The organism is Gilliamella sp. HK2 (assembly GCF_001690265.1).
GTDB lineage: Bacteria > Pseudomonadota > Gammaproteobacteria > Enterobacterales > Orbaceae > Gilliamella > Gilliamella apicola_C.
In genome coordinates this window covers 1-14,820 of sequence record NZ_LZGV01000021.1, presented here as the reverse complement: position 1 = coordinate 14,820, position 14,820 = coordinate 1, and the positions used below count along the sequence as shown (strand labels likewise).

General features: G+C 34.4%; 27 protein-coding genes. 14 read left to right on the top strand and 13 right to left on the bottom strand.

Features of this window, described 5'->3' with window-relative positions; all coding sequences use genetic code 11:
• From A9G45_RS02220 to A9G45_RS02165, 13 genes are all read right to left on the bottom strand, one after another.
• Positions 1-297: a VpaChn25_0724 family phage protein gene (locus tag A9G45_RS02220; RefSeq protein ID WP_065567003.1), complete on the bottom strand. Its 297-nt coding sequence runs from the start codon at positions 295-297 to the stop codon at positions 1-3.
• A gap of 6 nt (positions 298-303) precedes the next feature.
• Positions 304-606, bottom strand: a complete 303-nt coding sequence (locus A9G45_RS02215; RefSeq protein WP_065567004.1) for a DUF2730 family protein — start codon at positions 604-606, stop codon at positions 304-306.
• Positions 603-803 (bottom strand): TraR/DksA C4-type zinc finger protein, encoded by a 201-nt coding sequence (locus A9G45_RS02210; protein ID WP_065567005.1) that lies wholly within the window; start codon positions 801-803, stop codon positions 603-605. The genes A9G45_RS02215 and A9G45_RS02210 overlap by 4 nt, the downstream gene beginning before the upstream one ends.
• A complete protein-coding gene (locus tag A9G45_RS14845) occupies positions 790-966 on the bottom strand; it encodes a hypothetical protein (RefSeq protein ID WP_442903100.1) in 177 nt (58 codons plus the stop codon). Before A9G45_RS14845 ends, A9G45_RS02210 begins: the two co-directional genes overlap by 14 nt.
• Positions 908-1,375: a hypothetical protein gene (locus tag A9G45_RS02205; RefSeq protein WP_065567006.1), complete on the bottom strand. Its 468-nt coding sequence runs from the start codon at positions 1,373-1,375 to the stop codon at positions 908-910. Before A9G45_RS02205 ends, A9G45_RS14845 begins: the two co-directional genes overlap by 59 nt.
• Positions 1,368-1,991: a transglycosylase SLT domain-containing protein gene (locus A9G45_RS02200; RefSeq protein ID WP_065567007.1), complete on the bottom strand. Its 624-nt coding sequence runs from the start codon at positions 1,989-1,991 to the stop codon at positions 1,368-1,370. The genes A9G45_RS02205 and A9G45_RS02200 overlap by 8 nt, the downstream gene beginning before the upstream one ends.
• A gap of 2 nt (positions 1,992-1,993) precedes the next feature.
• A complete protein-coding gene (locus A9G45_RS02195) occupies positions 1,994-2,410 on the bottom strand; it encodes a putative holin (RefSeq protein ID WP_065567008.1) in 417 nt (138 codons plus the stop codon).
• 112 nt (positions 2,411-2,522) lie between these two features.
• Positions 2,523-2,894 (bottom strand): ASCH domain-containing protein, encoded by a 372-nt coding sequence (locus A9G45_RS02190; protein WP_065567009.1) that lies wholly within the window; start codon positions 2,892-2,894, stop codon positions 2,523-2,525.
• Positions 2,872-3,942 (bottom strand): acetyltransferase, encoded by a 1,071-nt coding sequence (locus A9G45_RS02185; RefSeq protein ID WP_065567010.1) that lies wholly within the window; start codon positions 3,940-3,942, stop codon positions 2,872-2,874. Before A9G45_RS02185 ends, A9G45_RS02190 begins: the two co-directional genes overlap by 23 nt.
• An 84-nt stretch (positions 3,943-4,026) precedes the next feature.
• Positions 4,027-4,350: a hypothetical protein gene (locus A9G45_RS02180; RefSeq protein ID WP_065567011.1), complete on the bottom strand. Its 324-nt coding sequence runs from the start codon at positions 4,348-4,350 to the stop codon at positions 4,027-4,029.
• 30 nt (positions 4,351-4,380) lie between these two features.
• Positions 4,381-4,767 carry a hypothetical protein gene (locus tag A9G45_RS02175; RefSeq protein WP_065567012.1) on the bottom strand — a complete coding sequence of 129 codons (387 nt, stop codon included), beginning with the start codon at positions 4,765-4,767 and terminating at the stop codon, positions 4,381-4,383.
• Between the two features lie 9 nt (positions 4,768-4,776).
• Entirely contained in the window at positions 4,777-5,358 is a 582-nt protein-coding gene (locus A9G45_RS02170; RefSeq protein ID WP_065567013.1) for a hypothetical protein, read from the bottom strand.
• The gene (locus A9G45_RS02165; RefSeq protein WP_065567014.1) at positions 5,355-5,762 is read right to left on the bottom strand and encodes a helix-turn-helix domain-containing protein; all 408 of its coding nucleotides are present in this window, start codon (positions 5,760-5,762) and stop codon (positions 5,355-5,357) included. The genes A9G45_RS02170 and A9G45_RS02165 overlap by 4 nt, the downstream gene beginning before the upstream one ends.
• Before the next feature lie 93 nt (positions 5,763-5,855).
• Here A9G45_RS02165 and A9G45_RS02160 point away from each other — a divergent pair, with 93 nt between their 5' ends.
• The 14 genes from A9G45_RS02160 to A9G45_RS02100 all read left to right on the top strand — a co-directional run bounded on the left by A9G45_RS02160 (position 5,856) and on the right by A9G45_RS02100 (position 14,812).
• On the top strand, positions 5,856-6,047 hold the full coding sequence (locus A9G45_RS02160) for a DNA-binding protein (RefSeq protein ID WP_065567015.1): 192 nt from the start codon (positions 5,856-5,858) through the stop codon (positions 6,045-6,047).
• Between the two features lie 45 nt (positions 6,048-6,092).
• The gene (locus tag A9G45_RS02155; RefSeq protein ID WP_065567016.1) at positions 6,093-6,398 is read left to right on the top strand and encodes a helix-turn-helix domain-containing protein; all 306 of its coding nucleotides are present in this window, start codon (positions 6,093-6,095) and stop codon (positions 6,396-6,398) included.
• 11 nt (positions 6,399-6,409) lie between these two features.
• Positions 6,410-7,414 (top strand): hypothetical protein, encoded by a 1,005-nt coding sequence (locus A9G45_RS02150; protein WP_065567017.1) that lies wholly within the window; start codon positions 6,410-6,412, stop codon positions 7,412-7,414.
• A 24-nt stretch (positions 7,415-7,438) separates the two neighbouring features.
• Entirely contained in the window at positions 7,439-9,223 is a 1,785-nt protein-coding gene (locus A9G45_RS02145) for a DDE-type integrase/transposase/recombinase (RefSeq protein ID WP_065567018.1), read from the top strand.
• Positions 9,223-10,452 (top strand): AAA family ATPase, encoded by a 1,230-nt coding sequence (locus A9G45_RS02140; RefSeq protein ID WP_065567019.1) that lies wholly within the window; start codon positions 9,223-9,225, stop codon positions 10,450-10,452. The genes A9G45_RS02145 and A9G45_RS02140 overlap by 1 nt, the downstream gene beginning before the upstream one ends.
• Positions 10,452-10,721, top strand: a complete 270-nt coding sequence (locus tag A9G45_RS02135; RefSeq protein WP_065572357.1) for a hypothetical protein — start codon at positions 10,452-10,454, stop codon at positions 10,719-10,721. Before A9G45_RS02140 ends, A9G45_RS02135 begins: the two co-directional genes overlap by 1 nt.
• A gap of 15 nt (positions 10,722-10,736) precedes the next feature.
• Positions 10,737-11,258, top strand: a complete 522-nt coding sequence (locus tag A9G45_RS02130) for a host-nuclease inhibitor Gam family protein (RefSeq protein ID WP_065572356.1) — start codon at positions 10,737-10,739, stop codon at positions 11,256-11,258.
• A 2-nt stretch (positions 11,259-11,260) separates the two neighbouring features.
• Positions 11,261-11,404, top strand: coding sequence for a hypothetical protein (locus A9G45_RS14275; protein WP_176700710.1), 144 nt, complete (start codon positions 11,261-11,263; stop codon positions 11,402-11,404).
• A complete protein-coding gene (locus tag A9G45_RS02125; protein ID WP_065567022.1) occupies positions 11,397-11,606 on the top strand; it encodes a hypothetical protein in 210 nt (69 codons plus the stop codon). The genes A9G45_RS14275 and A9G45_RS02125 overlap by 8 nt, the downstream gene beginning before the upstream one ends.
• A complete protein-coding gene (locus A9G45_RS02120; protein WP_065567023.1) occupies positions 11,596-12,294 on the top strand; it encodes a DUF2786 domain-containing protein in 699 nt (232 codons plus the stop codon). The genes A9G45_RS02125 and A9G45_RS02120 overlap by 11 nt, the downstream gene beginning before the upstream one ends.
• Positions 12,295-12,696 carry a gp16 family protein gene (locus A9G45_RS02115; RefSeq protein ID WP_065567024.1) on the top strand — a complete coding sequence of 134 codons (402 nt, stop codon included), beginning with the start codon at positions 12,295-12,297 and terminating at the stop codon, positions 12,694-12,696. It begins immediately after the preceding gene.
• A gap of 10 nt (positions 12,697-12,706) precedes the next feature.
• Entirely contained in the window at positions 12,707-13,213 is a 507-nt protein-coding gene (locus A9G45_RS02110) for a hypothetical protein (RefSeq protein WP_065567025.1), read from the top strand.
• Positions 13,214-13,216: 3 nt separating this feature from the next.
• Positions 13,217-13,579 (top strand): Mor transcription activator family protein, encoded by a 363-nt coding sequence (locus tag A9G45_RS02105; RefSeq protein ID WP_065567026.1) that lies wholly within the window; start codon positions 13,217-13,219, stop codon positions 13,577-13,579.
• Positions 13,580-14,122: 543 nt separating this feature from the next.
• The gene (locus A9G45_RS02100; RefSeq protein WP_081297786.1) at positions 14,123-14,812 is read left to right on the top strand and encodes an IS3 family transposase; all 690 of its coding nucleotides are present in this window, start codon (positions 14,123-14,125) and stop codon (positions 14,810-14,812) included.
• The last annotated feature ends 8 nt before the right edge of the window (positions 14,813-14,820 follow it).

Genomic DNA, 14,820 nt, shown 5'->3' with positions numbered 1-14,820 from the left:
TTACGCTCCTGCGCTTGGACGTTTTACACCCGGCACAACAACTTTACCGGTAGCCACATCAGCACCAAAATCGGTTAAACGTGCAACAATAACACTACCGATTGTTTCGATTTTGATTAAATTTTGCTGCCCAAGCCAACTTAGATGGGTTTTAACTTGGTCTCGGCTAATAGCGTGACCATAGTGATCTAACGCACTATAGATAATGCTAGAATTACTGCTATAACTTGGCATTTCATATAAGATACGCAAAATAACCAACCGTTGATCTTCTTTTAAAAATTCAGCGTAGCTCATAATTCCTCACTTGTTCTTTAATAAAAATTGGTTAATGTTATCTAATTGCCGTGATAACCCTGATAGTCGATCGCTTAACTGATTTAAAGTTGCTTCATTACTACTTAATTTTTCAATTAGCTTAGTTACTTGATGTTGAGTCGGCAGTGATTTAACCGTCTCCTCAACTTGTGTTACTCGAATACGTAAATCTAATAATTCTTTTTGACTAGCCGATTGACGACCAATTAGCCATGAGTACACTCCAACCACCGCCATTACAACCCATTGCAGAAACTGCCAGTTAAAGGTGATTTCATTAAAATTCATCGTTTATTCCTTTTTTCTTCTATCGAAGCACATTCAATACATAAATCAGTCACTAATGCTTTTCGACGTTCTTCAGCTATCGGCTCTTCACAGATTCGACAATATAAGCGTGATACTCCCGTTTTTGCTTGATGTTTCGCTAGCGCACGGTCTAGTGCTTCCATTTCGGCTGTTGTTGCTAAATCAGCGTTGTCCATTGTTTACCTCGTTGATATATTTTATTAGTTCAATAAATCGACCCGAGCATTGCCCATATTGGTCATAAAGCTGTTTTAAGACTTGAGCTAAACCATCCGCCGTATTATTTCGTCGTTTTACGGGTAATTCGCATGGTACCGTCAGTTGTGCTGGTAAAACCATGGGTTGTTGCTTGAGCTGCATTTTCACGGGCTGAGTCGATGAACTGCAAGACACTATCATCAAACACGCAATGACTGCGATCATTAGCCGTTTTGTTAAGTGCATCTTGTAATGCTTGGGTTGATTGTTCATCATATAATTTCCTTTCTACTATCTGCTGTGACAATGAATAACTTGCATCATTAGCGGCTTTAGTTAATTGCTTTGTACTCTCAATAAATTGACTTAACGTATCCATTGCTTGTTGTGCTTCTAAAGCAATATATTCTTGTTTGGCCATTGATTTGCCATGACTGATACCTAATCGGTAAAGTGCACCCAAACCAACAACCAAAATTATTCCCAACAAAAAATAATTTTTACTGCCCACAAAAAAGCTTTTGATTAATTTGCCTATATTTCTAATCATCACAAACTCCTAAACCCCAATTTTCATTTATATAAACAGGTTGCCAGCGGTAGATAATACGAATTGGATAATCACGGTTTTCTTTAAAATTAATGCTTTTACGACCACCATTAATATTTTCAACCACACCCCAGTAATGCCCAGAATCTTGATATTCTCGTTTTGCTCGCTGACGATCACGATTTACCCAGCCAAGCCCGCCGTTATAGGCAGACAAAGTGAATCCCCATCTATCACAATCGCTAGCAGTTTTATTAATACGCTGATATAACCAATAATCATATTGAACTAAGGCACGCAGTGCCCAAGATGGGTTATAAGGTTCGTTGCTACCCAATATCTTAGGATATGCACCAGAAATCCAATCCGCCGTTGCAGGCATAAATTGAGCAAGCCCCTGTGCACCTACTGGTGATTTTGCGTTTACTTTCCATCTTGATTCCTGGTGGATTTGAGCTGCAAACAACGCAATTGGCGCATCAAGACCAAAGATTGCACGTGCATTACGTGTCAGTTCCCGTTGATGTTGCTTAGCATCATTTGGTACAACTGCTATAGCAGGCGCTAAATGACAACTAAACAGCATAAATACAATAAGTAAGGTTAAGTAACGCATGGCTATAATCCAAGTGTTACACCAAAAATCACAGCGGAAACAATCAACGCCCGACGAATCAGAACAACCGCAAACAGGGTTCGATACTCATCAAGAACAGGGTATTCCGCACACATTTTTGAATCCATTGCCTCTGGTTGTTCATTGTTTTCTAAAGACTCAATATATTGCTTGGTATAAAAATCAGGACCAAACTCTTTCCAATCGTTATATAAATAACCGCCAGGAGATGCATAAGGGAAAAGCGCACGGTCTAGGTGGTAACCAATCACGGCAGAAAGCAAGACTAAAGCCAGCTTATAAGCAACAACTGGTAATTGCTGAGGTGAGAGTAACGTAATAATTGCAAATAAAGTAATAGCGACTAAATACCATTTGAGAAGGCGTATTTGGGATAATTTTTTGATTGGATGAACCATAAAAAACCTCATAAGTTAAAGTAACGTATAAGGTTATTATGATCTTACTTACTTGAAATGTAATTTGAACGGGGGCAGATTATTCGTTATCAATATAAGTGAACAGCAATAGTTATAAATAACGGTACGATTGAGGTGCAACAATATTATTACCCAAATAGTTCAAAGGTTTAGGTTTCTCATATTTAGTCACTCTACCAACAGCAATAGCAAAGGCTCGTTGTTTTTGTTCAAAATATGCATCATAAAACCGCTTACTTATACCCGCATATTTTTTGGTTTTTTCCCATACTAAATCAGGATTATCCGATATTACGTAATCTATATCAAATTCTCCAACGACTTTTCCAACAGGCATTGTTGCATAAATCACTATAGTCTTAACCGATTTATTTTTAAAAATATTTTTTCTAAATTCAAATCGTTTTTCACCAGATAATATTTTTGTTACAAATTCTGGTTTAATTGATAATAAGACTTTCATTAATTTCACCTAGTTTCAATATTTTTTCAAATTGATTATCGCTTAGTTTTAAACAAGACCATCTTTCTTTTGCGTTTAAACCAACCTCATTGATTAGTGTCGCTCTATTGGGGCGACGAGGTAATGCGATATTATATGTAAACTTTATTACATAACAAGGAGAATAAGTTTTATAATAATTTTTAGAATATAATTGATTCAATTCACCTAATGTAAACACACTATATCTACTACAATAGTCAACAAACTCTTCATTATTAGAAAAAGAAGAAATAGTCCTTACTTCTTCAATAACGCAGATTGATGTCGTAACGGCAGAATAATAAGCACTTTTACCTTCTTCTCCTGTTCTATAAATTACTACAATATCTCCTTTATTAAAATTACCAGTCATTGGGATATTAGAAATATAAACTTTATGAATACTATTCGTGTGTGATACATCATGAATTATTGATGTTGACTCCGTTTTTAAAATTGAGTCAGGAAAAAGTTGAGTATGAAACTTGGGATATATAGCTAATAAGTATTTGTTTGTTCCAGTATTAATATAGGGATAATCTTTTTTCAGATCACCAGAAAAAGCTCTTTTTTTTAATAAAACGTTTTCTAAACCATTATCACTTTTTTTTGTACCATAAATACAAAAACCATATCGCTCAAAAAGATGAATTAAATAATCATGCTTATCAAAAATTGTTACATATATTCCCACAACATTATTTTCGATAGCAACATCAAAGATTTTTTTGATAAAACGTTCTCCACGCAATGTACCCGCGGGATTAAATTTAAATGTTCCAACCTTTAGATAAGGCCCATCAGTTAACGGGGGAGTAATATCATCAATATTATTTTCTAACTTTAAATACATAAAACCATCGATGGACGAATAATTATAATTATATAAAACAAATGCAGTATCTTGTGTTTTTACTTTTTTATTCCACCAATCAACAAAACCATAAGCATAATCATCTTTCAATGAATCAAAAAAAGAATCCAAAAAATCAACTTCTGCAAACCTTTGTATCTTTAAGTTATCCATTTCTATTCCTCATATTTAAAGGTAACCATAGGTATTTATTATATTGAGTTATTAATGTTAATCATTTACTTACTGTAAAACTTACTATTCTCCACAATTTTTCTGTTTTTCAACATCTTTTAATTGCTCCAACCGCCTATTCGCACTTTTCAACGCTTCACCTTTTTCAATAACATTACCAACGCCAAAGTCACCTAAAAACGATAAAACAGAACGTCCATCAAATTGGCTTTCTTTTTCTACATGTTCTTTAAAGCCTTCTATTTTCGCTTGTTCTAACGCAATTTCACGGCATGTCATTGTGTCTTTTTCATATTGGGTTAATTCACCTTGGCGACCGTAATTTTTAGTCGCACAGCCAGTTAAACCTAAAGCTAAACATAAAATTAGTAAATTTAATTTATTCATACTTAATCCTATTTATTTAAATATTTAATATTAATCATTAATAAGCTTCATTTTCTCAATAATTTCAAATCTATCTGTGTTTGTTAAATGGCTAACTTCTTCAACACCACCTTGAGATAAAAGTAATCCACTTAGTTCAGATGGGTTTTTATAGATTGCAAATTCATATTCTTTATAACCAGTAAAAGCACCATACCCATTTTTAGCATTAATAAATACAATATAAATAGTTGCATCATGACCATCTATTTTTCCTTGCATATAACCTTTAAATATATATTGTGCACTATCAGGATCTTTCAGTTTACCCATCATATAATTTTTTATTTTTTTCTCATATTCTGGGTGAGAATCACAGCCAACTAATAAAAAAATACTAAATATAATTGAAGTACAAAGTAGCCATAAATTTTTCATCTTTAATCCTTAAAAAATAATCGCACCAAAAATAAAACCCAAGGCAAATATCGCTAACGTAGGTTTTGTTTGAGTTTTAAATAATGTTATTACTTGATTATAAAAATTTTGATTATTTAATTTCTCTAAATTAGAAAGCTCTTCAATATAATTTAGTACATTTTGTAGCTGCATTTTATTAAGCCGTTTTAAATCTGAAGTGCAAAATTGCCTTTTGCTGTAATGATTCATCTTATTCTTTAATTCTTCTCTGTTATTAATTTCACAAAGAATCAAATGGATAAGCATTTTACAAGATGCTTTTTCTTTAGCTGCCTCAAATTCATCAGTTAAAAATTTATCAGCAACAGGAAATTGTGAAACAGTTATTTCATTAATACTACAAACACCGAGAACAGCGTGTAGTTTCAGCCATAGTTCTCGTGCCGTTAACTCCCCATAGTTTTCAATATCAGAAATTAAACTATGAAGTGATTTTCGTTGAGCGGGAACCAATGGGCGGGTATCTAGCTCATCATTACTTGACGTTATATTATAAATATCTCTACCAGCTATTTGTTCTGCCGTATTATCCTGGAGTCCAACCGTCACTTTGTTTTCCGCCTCCTAGTTGTATAAATATTTCCACCAGCAATTTGACCTTCACCACGAATTGTATTATTTGAAATATTAACCCCTGCTTGTTGAGCTGTACCCGCAGTTAAGGCGCCCAAAGCAGCCGCTTTAATTGCCAATGGTGCTGTTCTAAATTTGTCAATTAAATCTTGCTCATCAACAGATAAATTACTTGTTGTTCTAATACCAGTTACAACATATTGAACATCTAATCCAAAATTGGCTAATGTAGATAAATATAACGCATCAGGAAATCTCTCACCTTTTTCATAGTTAAGTTGAGTTAATTTCTTTACATTAGCAATTTCTCCCATAGCAACTTGGCTAAGGCCCATACGTTCACGTTCTTCTTTTAGTCTTAATCCGATATTTTTTTGCATACTTTTTATCTTGACAGGTATAAATATTTATACCATAATTTAACACATAATTTATAAATCACTTATTAATAACTTATATCAAAGGAGCTAAAAATGTCTAAAGTTCTCACTCCCGAACAAGTTAAGCAACAATTTCAACAAAAAGGTAAAACTATCAAATCTTGGGCGATTGAAAATGGTTACCACCCTGTTGTTGTTTATAACGTTTTAAATGGTTTAAGTCGTGCTCATCGCGGTAAAACACACGATATAGCAGTAAAACTTGGCCTAAAACAAGCCTATTAATGCCGATTGTAACAGTTTTTCACATATAGAAAAAGGACGAAAGACATGCATAGATCACAAATTTCAACATCTGGCACTCGAATACTTAAGGTACTAAAAGCGCTTAAAGGTTATACGTTAACAGGTTTATCTAATGGCGATATCGCAAAGATGATCAATGAATCACCTGTTAATGTAACGCGTTCACTTCAAACATTAATCGAGGAAGGACTAGTAATTAAGCTAGATAATGGTTTGTTTGCTCATAGTGTGCAAATGTTGCAAATAGCCCAAGCACATGCAATTCACATCACTAAAATGCAAGACCAAATGACAGAAATGAACCAGCGCATTACAGCTGGTGCAAGATAAGGATAATAAAAATGGCAAGAACAGCAAACAAAGCAAAAGAAGAAATTGAATTACCTGCAATTGATGAGCAAAAAATGAATAACGCAATGAATACCATAACTAGCATTCAAAGTGAATTTAACGAAGATCGTGATTTATTAAACCAGTTGCTTGGTCAAGCTCAAATGGCTGATGCTTTTAGTAAATTTTCGCTGACGGTAAGCACTTTTAAATTAAAAATAATTAAAGAAAACAAACTATATAAAGCATTAGCAGGAAAAAAAACCGCTGACGGTCAGCAGTTTTCTGGAACATGGGAAGATTTTTGTTCATTGATGGGAAAATCACGTCAACAAATCGATGAAGATATTTTAAATTTAAATAATTTTGGTGAACAAGCTTTAGAAGAAATGTCTCGTATTGGCATAGGCTACCGTGAATTACGCCAGTACCGCAAATTACCAGAAGACCAAAAAACGGCATTAATTGAAGTGGCTAAAGCAGGTGATAAAGAAGCTTTAGTAGAACTTGCTGAAGAATTTATTGCTAAAAATGCTAAAGAAAAAGAGCAACTAAAAAAAGAAAATAGTAATTTGCAAGCTGACTATAAAGCATTAAGCAAGCGTAATGCGGATGTAGCGAAAGAAAAGGAAGAATTAGCAATAAAACTGGCTCAATTTGAAATGAAAACCGTGCCGTTAGATGAGCGTTTAGAGCCGTTTAAAAAACAGATAGCAGAAACGCAATCACGCATGGATAAGCTATTTGAAGAACAAAGGCAGTATGTAGACATTATGTATAAATTAATGCTCGAAATACTTGAGAATGACCCTGATTACGATCCCGAAAAACCATATTCATTGCCTGAATCAATGCAAATTGCATTATTAACGTTGAATGGTTCGGCTGTATTAACTTTAGATCAAGCTCGTTATGTGCATCGTGAACTTTGGAGCAAATTTGATAGCGATATCATGGAAGCTCAACAGCGACAAGAATCTTTAGTAAATGAGAATATCCAAGATTTATATAAATGATATTTCATATCAAGGGAATTAAAAATGGTATCACCTAATATTCGCAACTATTTAAATAAATTAGCAATTAAGTTAGATAAAACAGATTTTGGTTCAAGAAGCGCTATTATGAGTGAAGCACAAGCCTTTTTAGGTATTTCTAAACAAACTATTTACCGACAATTAAAAGAGTTTTGTGGTTGGTCAAGTGATCGGAAATGCAGAGCTGATAAAGGTGATACAAGTGTTTCTGATATTGCTTTAAATGTGGTCGGAGCAATATGTAAAGAGTCAGTGCGTGATAATGGTAAACAAACTATGTTTACAACAACAGCAACAAGTATTGCAAAACAAAATGGTTATGAAATTGGTGTAAGTACTAATCATTTTGCAAGATTATTACGAAACCGCAAAATGAATGTAAAAGCACAACAAGTAGCAAATCCTGTTCAATCATTACGTGCATTACATCCCAATCATGTGCACGAAGTAGATCCCTCTCTATGCCTAATTTATTACATGAAAGATAAACAGCATATTATGCGTGACCGTGATTTTTATAAAAACAAGCTAGAGAATTACGCAAAAGTTAAATACAAAGTTTGGCGTTACACATTGTATGACCGTGCATCTGGCATCATTATTCCGTGGTACGTTGAAGCTGCAGGCGAAAACCAACACTCATTATTCCAATTTTTAATGTTTGCGTGGGGTAAGCAAGATGGGCGTTTATTTCATGGTGTGCCACAACTACTTTATTGGGATAAAGGTTCTGCTAATACATCATCAGCAATCAAGAATTTGTTAGACCATTTAGAAGTTAAATATCTAGAACACGAAGCAGGTAATGCAAGAGCTAAAGGTGGTGTTGAAAATGCCAATAATATTATCGAAACACAATTTGAAAGCCGTTTAAAGTTTCAACCTGTTCGTAGTATTGAAGAGCTAAATCATTCTGCAATGAACTGGGCAGAAGCATACAACGCCAATCGTTTACCGGGGCAAGATACACGTCTACGTCGTATTGGATTATCAGAGCCAGTTTCACGCCAAGGGCTTTGGCAATACATTACAGCAGAGCAATTACGCTTATTACCGCCGATTGATGTTTGTAAAGCACTGATGGCAAGTCGTGAGCAAGAACGTCAAGTTCGCCCTGATTTAACCATTAGCTTTAAACATCCGCAAGCGGAAAGCTCACTTATTTATAGTTTAAAAGGGTTAGATGGTATTGCTGTTAAAGATAAAGTCAGTGTTCGTTCATTAGTTTACGGTGATTGTGCAATACAAATCGAAGTGCCACGTTATGACGGTGAAGCACTGATTTATCGTGTTGAACCGAATCGCAATTATGACCAATTTGGACAATGTTTAGATGCACCAGTGATTGGCGAGGAATATAAATCGAAAGGTGATACTGAAATTGAACAAGCAGCGAAAGCAATGGATCAAGTTGCATATCCAGATATGAGCGAAGATGAAATCAAAAAAGCTAAACAAAAACAAGTAGCGCCATTTGGCGGCAAACTTAACACACTGGATTACTTAGATGATATTGAACATCCAACCTATCTAGCAAGTGCTAAAAAAGGTAATGAAATTGAAACACCTGAGCATTTAAAGCCAGCTGCAACAACATTAACGCTAACTGCTGCTTTAATGCGTATTACTAGCTCAATCGGCCGCAGATTAACAATAGATGAAAATAAATGGTTATCAGCAAGTTATAAAAACGGCGTTCCGGAAGACGCGCTAGAGTCATTAATTCATTCGTTTACGGCTCCAATTGCAGTTTGTGACGGCACAACAGGACTAAGGATTGTTAAATAATGCTGAAATTAAAAAGCGTGATGGCACAGTTCAATATTAAACAAGCTCAGCTTGCCCGCTTGATTGAGTATAAAGGTAACTCAATCAGTCAAGCCGTTATTAATCAGCTTGTTAATCATGATATTTGGCCACGCTCAATAGTTCGTAATGAACTAGAGCAAAAAATTGAAAAAGCGTTAATTAAACTAGGTTTAAATAACGATTATTTACTGAATATTTTTGAAGAAGAAACTGACACAGCCGAAATCTTGGCGGACGACGCTGTGCCAGTTGACTCAAATGAAAACTTAACAAAGGAGTCAACCTATATGTTACTACGAAAACAAACTATAAATCGAGATGCTCGGGCACATTTTCGCATTCCTCGTGATCCGTTCACTGACGAAATGACACAGGATGCCGATGTTTATCTTTCTGATGATATCCGTTATGTTCGTGCTGCAATGCGCCAAACGGCAAAGCATGGCGGAATGTTGGCGGTAATTGGTGAGTCAGGTAGCGGTAAATCCACATTGCGCCATGATTTAATTGATTGGATCAATATTAATCATGAACCAATAACGGTTATTGAGCCGTATGTATTAGGGTTGGAAGATAACGAAGTCAAAGGTAAATCACTAAAAAGCATGGATATTAGTGGCGCAATCATCAATGCGATTGATCCACAAGCCAAACCAAAACGCAGTGCTGAAGCACGAGCAAGGCAAATGCATACTTTACTTAAAAATAGTGCATTATCTGGTCGTAAACATTTGTTAATTATTGAAGAAGCACATGGATTACCAATCCCGACATTAAAGCACTTAAAGCGATTTTATGAGTTACAAGAAGGCTTTAAAAAACTACTATCAATTATTTTAATTGGTCAAACAGAGTTACAAACAAAACTATCAGAGTATAACCCCGAAGTTCGTGAAGTTGTGCAACGTTGCGAGGTGGTAAACCTAAAACCATTAGATTTTAAAGTTGAAGAATATATCAAACATAAGTTTTCACGTGTTGATATGGACTATACAACGTTATTTGATTCATCAGCATTTACTGAAATTATCAATCGATTACGTATTGCAACAACTCGCCGGGGCGAAAAGCAAGTGCGGTCATTATGTTACCCGCTAGCGGTTAACAATTTGGTATCAAATGCATTAAATCTAGCTGCACGCATTGGCGCACCAAAAGTTACTGGTGAAGTAATTGCTGAATGTATTAAAGAACGGGGAGATCTATGATGAAAAATCAGTTAATTAATAATGGGATAAATGCGGTTAATCAAGCCGTAAATATATTATCTAATGAAGATCTAACGGTCATTGGTTTTTATCATGATTCGCTGTCAAAACCAACAATTGAAATTGAGCATCACCCAAAGTGCAATAAGTATATAGAAGCTGGTCGAGCAACATATTACCGCTACGAAGGTTATTATCGATTTGGGCAATTTGAATTACATGGTTGCCGAATTGTGTGGAAAGAGCGCGATATTAGTCGTTTGCATTAATTAGGAGCAATAAAAATGATAAAAGCCAAAAAACGTATTAAAGCAGCCGCATCTGTTTATGCTGTGCAATCCAAAGAAGAAGTAACATCATCAATTAGAAATTTAGGTGATATTCAACGTGAATTGATTCGCCTAGAAACAGAAATGAACGACAAAATAGCTGAAATAACAGCAGGTTATTCATCAGCTATTGATTTATTAAAGCTTAAATCTACACAGCTACAAACAGGTATTCAAATTTGGTGCGAAGCAAATCGTGATGAACTGACTAATGGCGGTAAAGTTAAGTCTGCAAATCTAGTTACTGGTGAGGGTCAGTGGCGTAATCGACCGCCATCTTGCACTATTCGTGGTTCCGAATCAGTTATTGAGGCATTGAAAGAACTCAAATTAACGCGATTTATTCGTACTAAAGAAGAAATCAACAAAGAAGCTATTTTAAACGAGCCAAATGCAGTAGCGCATGTTCCTGGCATCACTATCAAAAAAGATGTTGAAGATTTTGCGATAGTGCCATTCGAACAGGAGGTTATCTAATCATGCAAACACAAGATTTTTATATTTTGCATCAATTTATATTAAGCCAGATAGCTAATTTTATAGCTCATTGTAAAGAGTATGGTTTATCTGAATGTGAAGCTGATCGCATCATCGATGAGTTGGAGGAATTAGCAAATGGCTAAATTCTCTAGCCCTAAGCGTTATATGCCCGACCATTATATTTCAATCAGCCATGAACATTCATTTATGCGTGAAGTAACTGGTCAGGGCTATGTTGATGGAAAGTTGTACGATGAACTCTATGCTGAATATACAAAATTAAAATCAGCTAAAACATTAAAACAACGTTTTGTTAGTTTTTTAAGGTGTTTTTATGACAAATAATAATGAAAAGTACATTGATAAAATCAAAAAACTTTTAGCATTAGCAAAATCAACTAATCCACATGAAGCTGCTATTGCTATGCAAAGAGCACTAAAGTTAATGAAAGAACACGATATTAATGCTAGTGATGTTGAACTATTTTCAATTAACGAATCAATGGCAAAACGTACACCAACTGATGCAGAAAAACAACCGTCTTATGTCGGTATATTGGCTAATGTTATTTGTTCTGCATTTGGGGTTAAAGGTTATTTTTGTTATAACAATGAAACGAATCACATGACTGTTAAATTTTATGGAATGAGAGAACGCCCTCAGCTTGCGGCATATACTTTTGATGTTCTTGTAAGATTGATTATTAAGGCGCGTAAAGAGTTTTTGAATGGCCAAAATAAGCGTGTTAAAAAATCAACAAAAATGGCTAGAGCAGATCAATTTTGCATTGGGTGGATTAATGGAATTTATAATGTTTTAAGTAAGTTCGTTATACCTGATGATGAAAATAAAATACTAAATAAATATGAACAGGAAAAGCTTGATTTATCAGAAGCAACATTACGCAATACTAAAAACTGCAATGGTGCAGATGACGCTAAATATAAAGGGTATTTAGCTGGAAAAAACATAAAACTGAATCATGGTTTATCTGGTTCAGGTAATTCTCCATCATTAATAGGAGTTAAATAGATGAAATCTAAATACATCAAGCTGATTCATATTGCAAAATCTCAACTTAATCTAGATGACGATACATATCGTCATCTATTACTGACTATAACTAAAAAAACTAGCACTAAGGATATGACAGTTTGGGAACTAGAAAAAGTTATAACTAATTTGAAATTAAAAGGTTTTAAAGTTAAATCATCAAAAAAAACGGGGAAGATAACAGCTACAGAACCAGTTCATAAAAAAATACGCTCATTATGGCTAGCACTAGCTGATGCAGGTGAAATCAAAAATCGTTCTGAAAAAGCTATCAATTTTTATGTAAAACGTATTACTGGTGTTGAAGTGATGGATTGGCTGACTCAAAAACAAGCAATGGTTGTAATTGAAAGCCTAAAAAGTTGGCAAGCACGCATATAAAGGAAGAAGCATGAAATTAACACGTTGCCCAATCTGTCACAACGAAATTAATTTAGACGCATTGGTTGAGGATGATTCTGGCAGAGAATTACTGATATTAGTAAGTAATTTAAACTATGGCTGTGCTAAACCAATGATTGCCTATATAGGTTTATTTCGTACTCAAAAATCAAATTTAAGCAATTCTAGAGCAGTAAACTTAATTAATGAGGTCCTAAAATTATATCAACCCAGCAGACATCTGGCTCATGCACTAAGAGAAACCGTTAATAATATTCACGCTAAGCGTGCACTAGGTGAATATAAGCCGTTTAAAAATCATAATTATCTAAAGTCAGTTTATGATTCTACTAAGCATTTATTTGCGTACGTTGAACATAAAGAAGAAGATAAACCTGTTCGTAGCAGTAATGAAGAGTATTTTGAACAGATGTATAGAGCCGGTATTGATTTTAATAAATTAGAAAAAAATATACCTGGTGCACTAGATTGGTATAAGAAGAAAACAGGAGCGTAAATTATGACAAAGTCTGCAATGTCTATCAAACGTCACGAATTACTAACACATGTATCATTATCTGCTGCTAACGACGCAATGGATTATGGTTTACCTGAGGATATTGCAGCACAGTTAGGTGATAACATTGCAAATACAATTTCAGAACTATTTGGTGGTCAAAATTTCACATTTCCAAGAGATTATTTTTTTAAGTTAAACAAACGCGATCTACAAATTTATGATGCATTTAAAGGTAATAATTATGCAGAACTCAGCCAAAAATATAATATGACAGAACGAGGTATTAGAAAAGTAATCGACCGAGTTCATAAACGAATGATAAAAGAAAAACAACCAGCCTTATTTGATTTCAATGACGCCTAATCAATTTTTAGGACAAAATTTTTTAGGCAATTTTTTATTTCATATTTTGTAACACTTTTTCAAAAAACAATTTCAATATTTCCCTGTTTATTTTGCTATATCCCATTTATCTCATCATTCTGTTATTATTTATCATGTTCTGTTTCAGCTTTTTATGCCTAACTAAACTTTATATTAATAAAACTAAATAACGATATCGTTAATACACTTAATCAGCAACAAAAGAATTGATTTTTCTAGTTTCATCAAATGCTTGTTCAAACGCTCTTGTCGCCCCATGATAACTTAGAAGTGGATCTTTTTATCTTGAACATTCTTTCATTATATTATGTTTTGTTTGGAAAGTTTTACTAGATGTTAACTGTTTATATAATGAGTCTAAATCTTTACCTATTAAAGTAAAAAATTTATTCCAATCATTTAACTGATTTTCTAAAAATACTCGACCTTTCTCACAAACAATCGTATCTAACTAGATATTTGGTATCGTATTTTTTTAATCTCGGCGAATTTAGGCTGTGGGTTTGGTTACAGGATGATTCGATGATTGTTTCGGTGTTGAATGCTATCACAGACCGGCATTTACGCAGGGGCTTTCCTAAATGTTTTAATCGTATCAGAAAGCTCGGCTATCAATGGAATCATAAACGGGTATATCGGGTGTATTGTGAATTAAAGCTTAATCTCAGGGTAAAGCGTAAAAAACGCATTCCTCCACGATGCCCGGAAAGGTTATTAGTCCCCAATAAACAAGGTGAATGTTGGTCAATGGATTTTATGAGTGACAGTAGCCGTAATCAACGTCGCTTTAGGACATTCAATGTCATCGATGACTTTAATCGTGAGGCGTTAGGTATTGATATTGCAGTAAGCTTACCAGTAGGAAGGATTACCCGTTACTTAGATAAACTGGCCGAATATCATGGGTATCCATTAAAAATACGGGTAGATAATGGACCTGAATTTACAGGAAAAACCTTTACCAACTGGGCTAAATTACATGGTATAACCATTGATTATATCCAGCCCGGTAGCCCTTATCAAAATGGCTATATTGAACGATTTAATCGTACCTATCGTACTGAAGTACTCGATTTATATCTTTTTAACAACTTAGCGCAAGCAAGGAGAATAACTGAAGAATGGTTAACGATTTATAACACCGAAAGACCGCATGAGGCATTAAATAACATGACACCGATTGAGTATAAAACACTAAAACAAGCAGCATGATTTTCTAC

Bases quoted from the DNA above. Each gene is read 5' to 3' on its own strand.
- A9G45_RS02220 (WP_065567003.1), bottom strand. From the start codon at position 297: ATGAGCTACGCTGAATTTTTAAAAGAAGATCAACGGTTGGTTATTTTG.
- A9G45_RS02215 (WP_065567004.1), bottom strand. From the start codon at position 606: ATGAATTTTAATGAAATCACCTTTAACTGGCAGTTTCTGCAATGGGTT.
- A9G45_RS02210 (WP_065567005.1), bottom strand. From the start codon at position 803: ATGGACAACGCTGATTTAGCAACAACAGCCGAAATGGAAGCACTAGAC.
- A9G45_RS14845 (WP_442903100.1), bottom strand. From the start codon at position 966: ATGGTTTTACCAGCACAACTGACGGTACCATGCGAATTACCCGTAAAA.
- A9G45_RS02205 (WP_065567006.1), bottom strand. From the start codon at position 1,375: ATGATTAGAAATATAGGCAAATTAATCAAAAGCTTTTTTGTGGGCAGT.
- A9G45_RS02200 (WP_065567007.1), bottom strand. From the start codon at position 1,991: ATGCGTTACTTAACCTTACTTATTGTATTTATGCTGTTTAGTTGTCAT.
- A9G45_RS02195 (WP_065567008.1), bottom strand. From the start codon at position 2,410: ATGGTTCATCCAATCAAAAAATTATCCCAAATACGCCTTCTCAAATGG.
- A9G45_RS02190 (WP_065567009.1), bottom strand. From the start codon at position 2,894: ATGAAAGTCTTATTATCAATTAAACCAGAATTTGTAACAAAAATATTA.
- A9G45_RS02185 (WP_065567010.1), bottom strand. From the start codon at position 3,942: ATGGATAACTTAAAGATACAAAGGTTTGCAGAAGTTGATTTTTTGGAT.
- A9G45_RS02180 (WP_065567011.1), bottom strand. From the start codon at position 4,350: ATGAATAAATTAAATTTACTAATTTTATGTTTAGCTTTAGGTTTAACT.
- A9G45_RS02175 (WP_065567012.1), bottom strand. From the start codon at position 4,767: ATGAAAAATTTATGGCTACTTTGTACTTCAATTATATTTAGTATTTTT.
- A9G45_RS02165 (WP_065567014.1), bottom strand. From the start codon at position 5,762: ATGCAAAAAAATATCGGATTAAGACTAAAAGAAGAACGTGAACGTATG.
- A9G45_RS02160 (WP_065567015.1), top strand. From the start codon at position 5,856: ATGTCTAAAGTTCTCACTCCCGAACAAGTTAAGCAACAATTTCAACAA.
- A9G45_RS02155 (WP_065567016.1), top strand. From the start codon at position 6,093: ATGCATAGATCACAAATTTCAACATCTGGCACTCGAATACTTAAGGTA.
- A9G45_RS02150 (WP_065567017.1), top strand. From the start codon at position 6,410: ATGGCAAGAACAGCAAACAAAGCAAAAGAAGAAATTGAATTACCTGCA.
- A9G45_RS02145 (WP_065567018.1), top strand. From the start codon at position 7,439: ATGGTATCACCTAATATTCGCAACTATTTAAATAAATTAGCAATTAAG.
- A9G45_RS02140 (WP_065567019.1), top strand. From the start codon at position 9,223: ATGCTGAAATTAAAAAGCGTGATGGCACAGTTCAATATTAAACAAGCT.
- A9G45_RS02135 (WP_065572357.1), top strand. From the start codon at position 10,452: ATGAAAAATCAGTTAATTAATAATGGGATAAATGCGGTTAATCAAGCC.
- A9G45_RS02130 (WP_065572356.1), top strand. From the start codon at position 10,737: ATGATAAAAGCCAAAAAACGTATTAAAGCAGCCGCATCTGTTTATGCT.
- A9G45_RS14275 (WP_176700710.1), top strand. From the start codon at position 11,261: ATGCAAACACAAGATTTTTATATTTTGCATCAATTTATATTAAGCCAG.
- A9G45_RS02125 (WP_065567022.1), top strand. From the start codon at position 11,397: ATGGCTAAATTCTCTAGCCCTAAGCGTTATATGCCCGACCATTATATT.
- A9G45_RS02120 (WP_065567023.1), top strand. From the start codon at position 11,596: ATGACAAATAATAATGAAAAGTACATTGATAAAATCAAAAAACTTTTA.
- A9G45_RS02115 (WP_065567024.1), top strand. From the start codon at position 12,295: ATGAAATCTAAATACATCAAGCTGATTCATATTGCAAAATCTCAACTT.
- A9G45_RS02110 (WP_065567025.1), top strand. From the start codon at position 12,707: ATGAAATTAACACGTTGCCCAATCTGTCACAACGAAATTAATTTAGAC.
- A9G45_RS02105 (WP_065567026.1), top strand. From the start codon at position 13,217: ATGACAAAGTCTGCAATGTCTATCAAACGTCACGAATTACTAACACAT.
- A9G45_RS02100 (WP_081297786.1), top strand. From the start codon at position 14,123: ATGATTGTTTCGGTGTTGAATGCTATCACAGACCGGCATTTACGCAGG.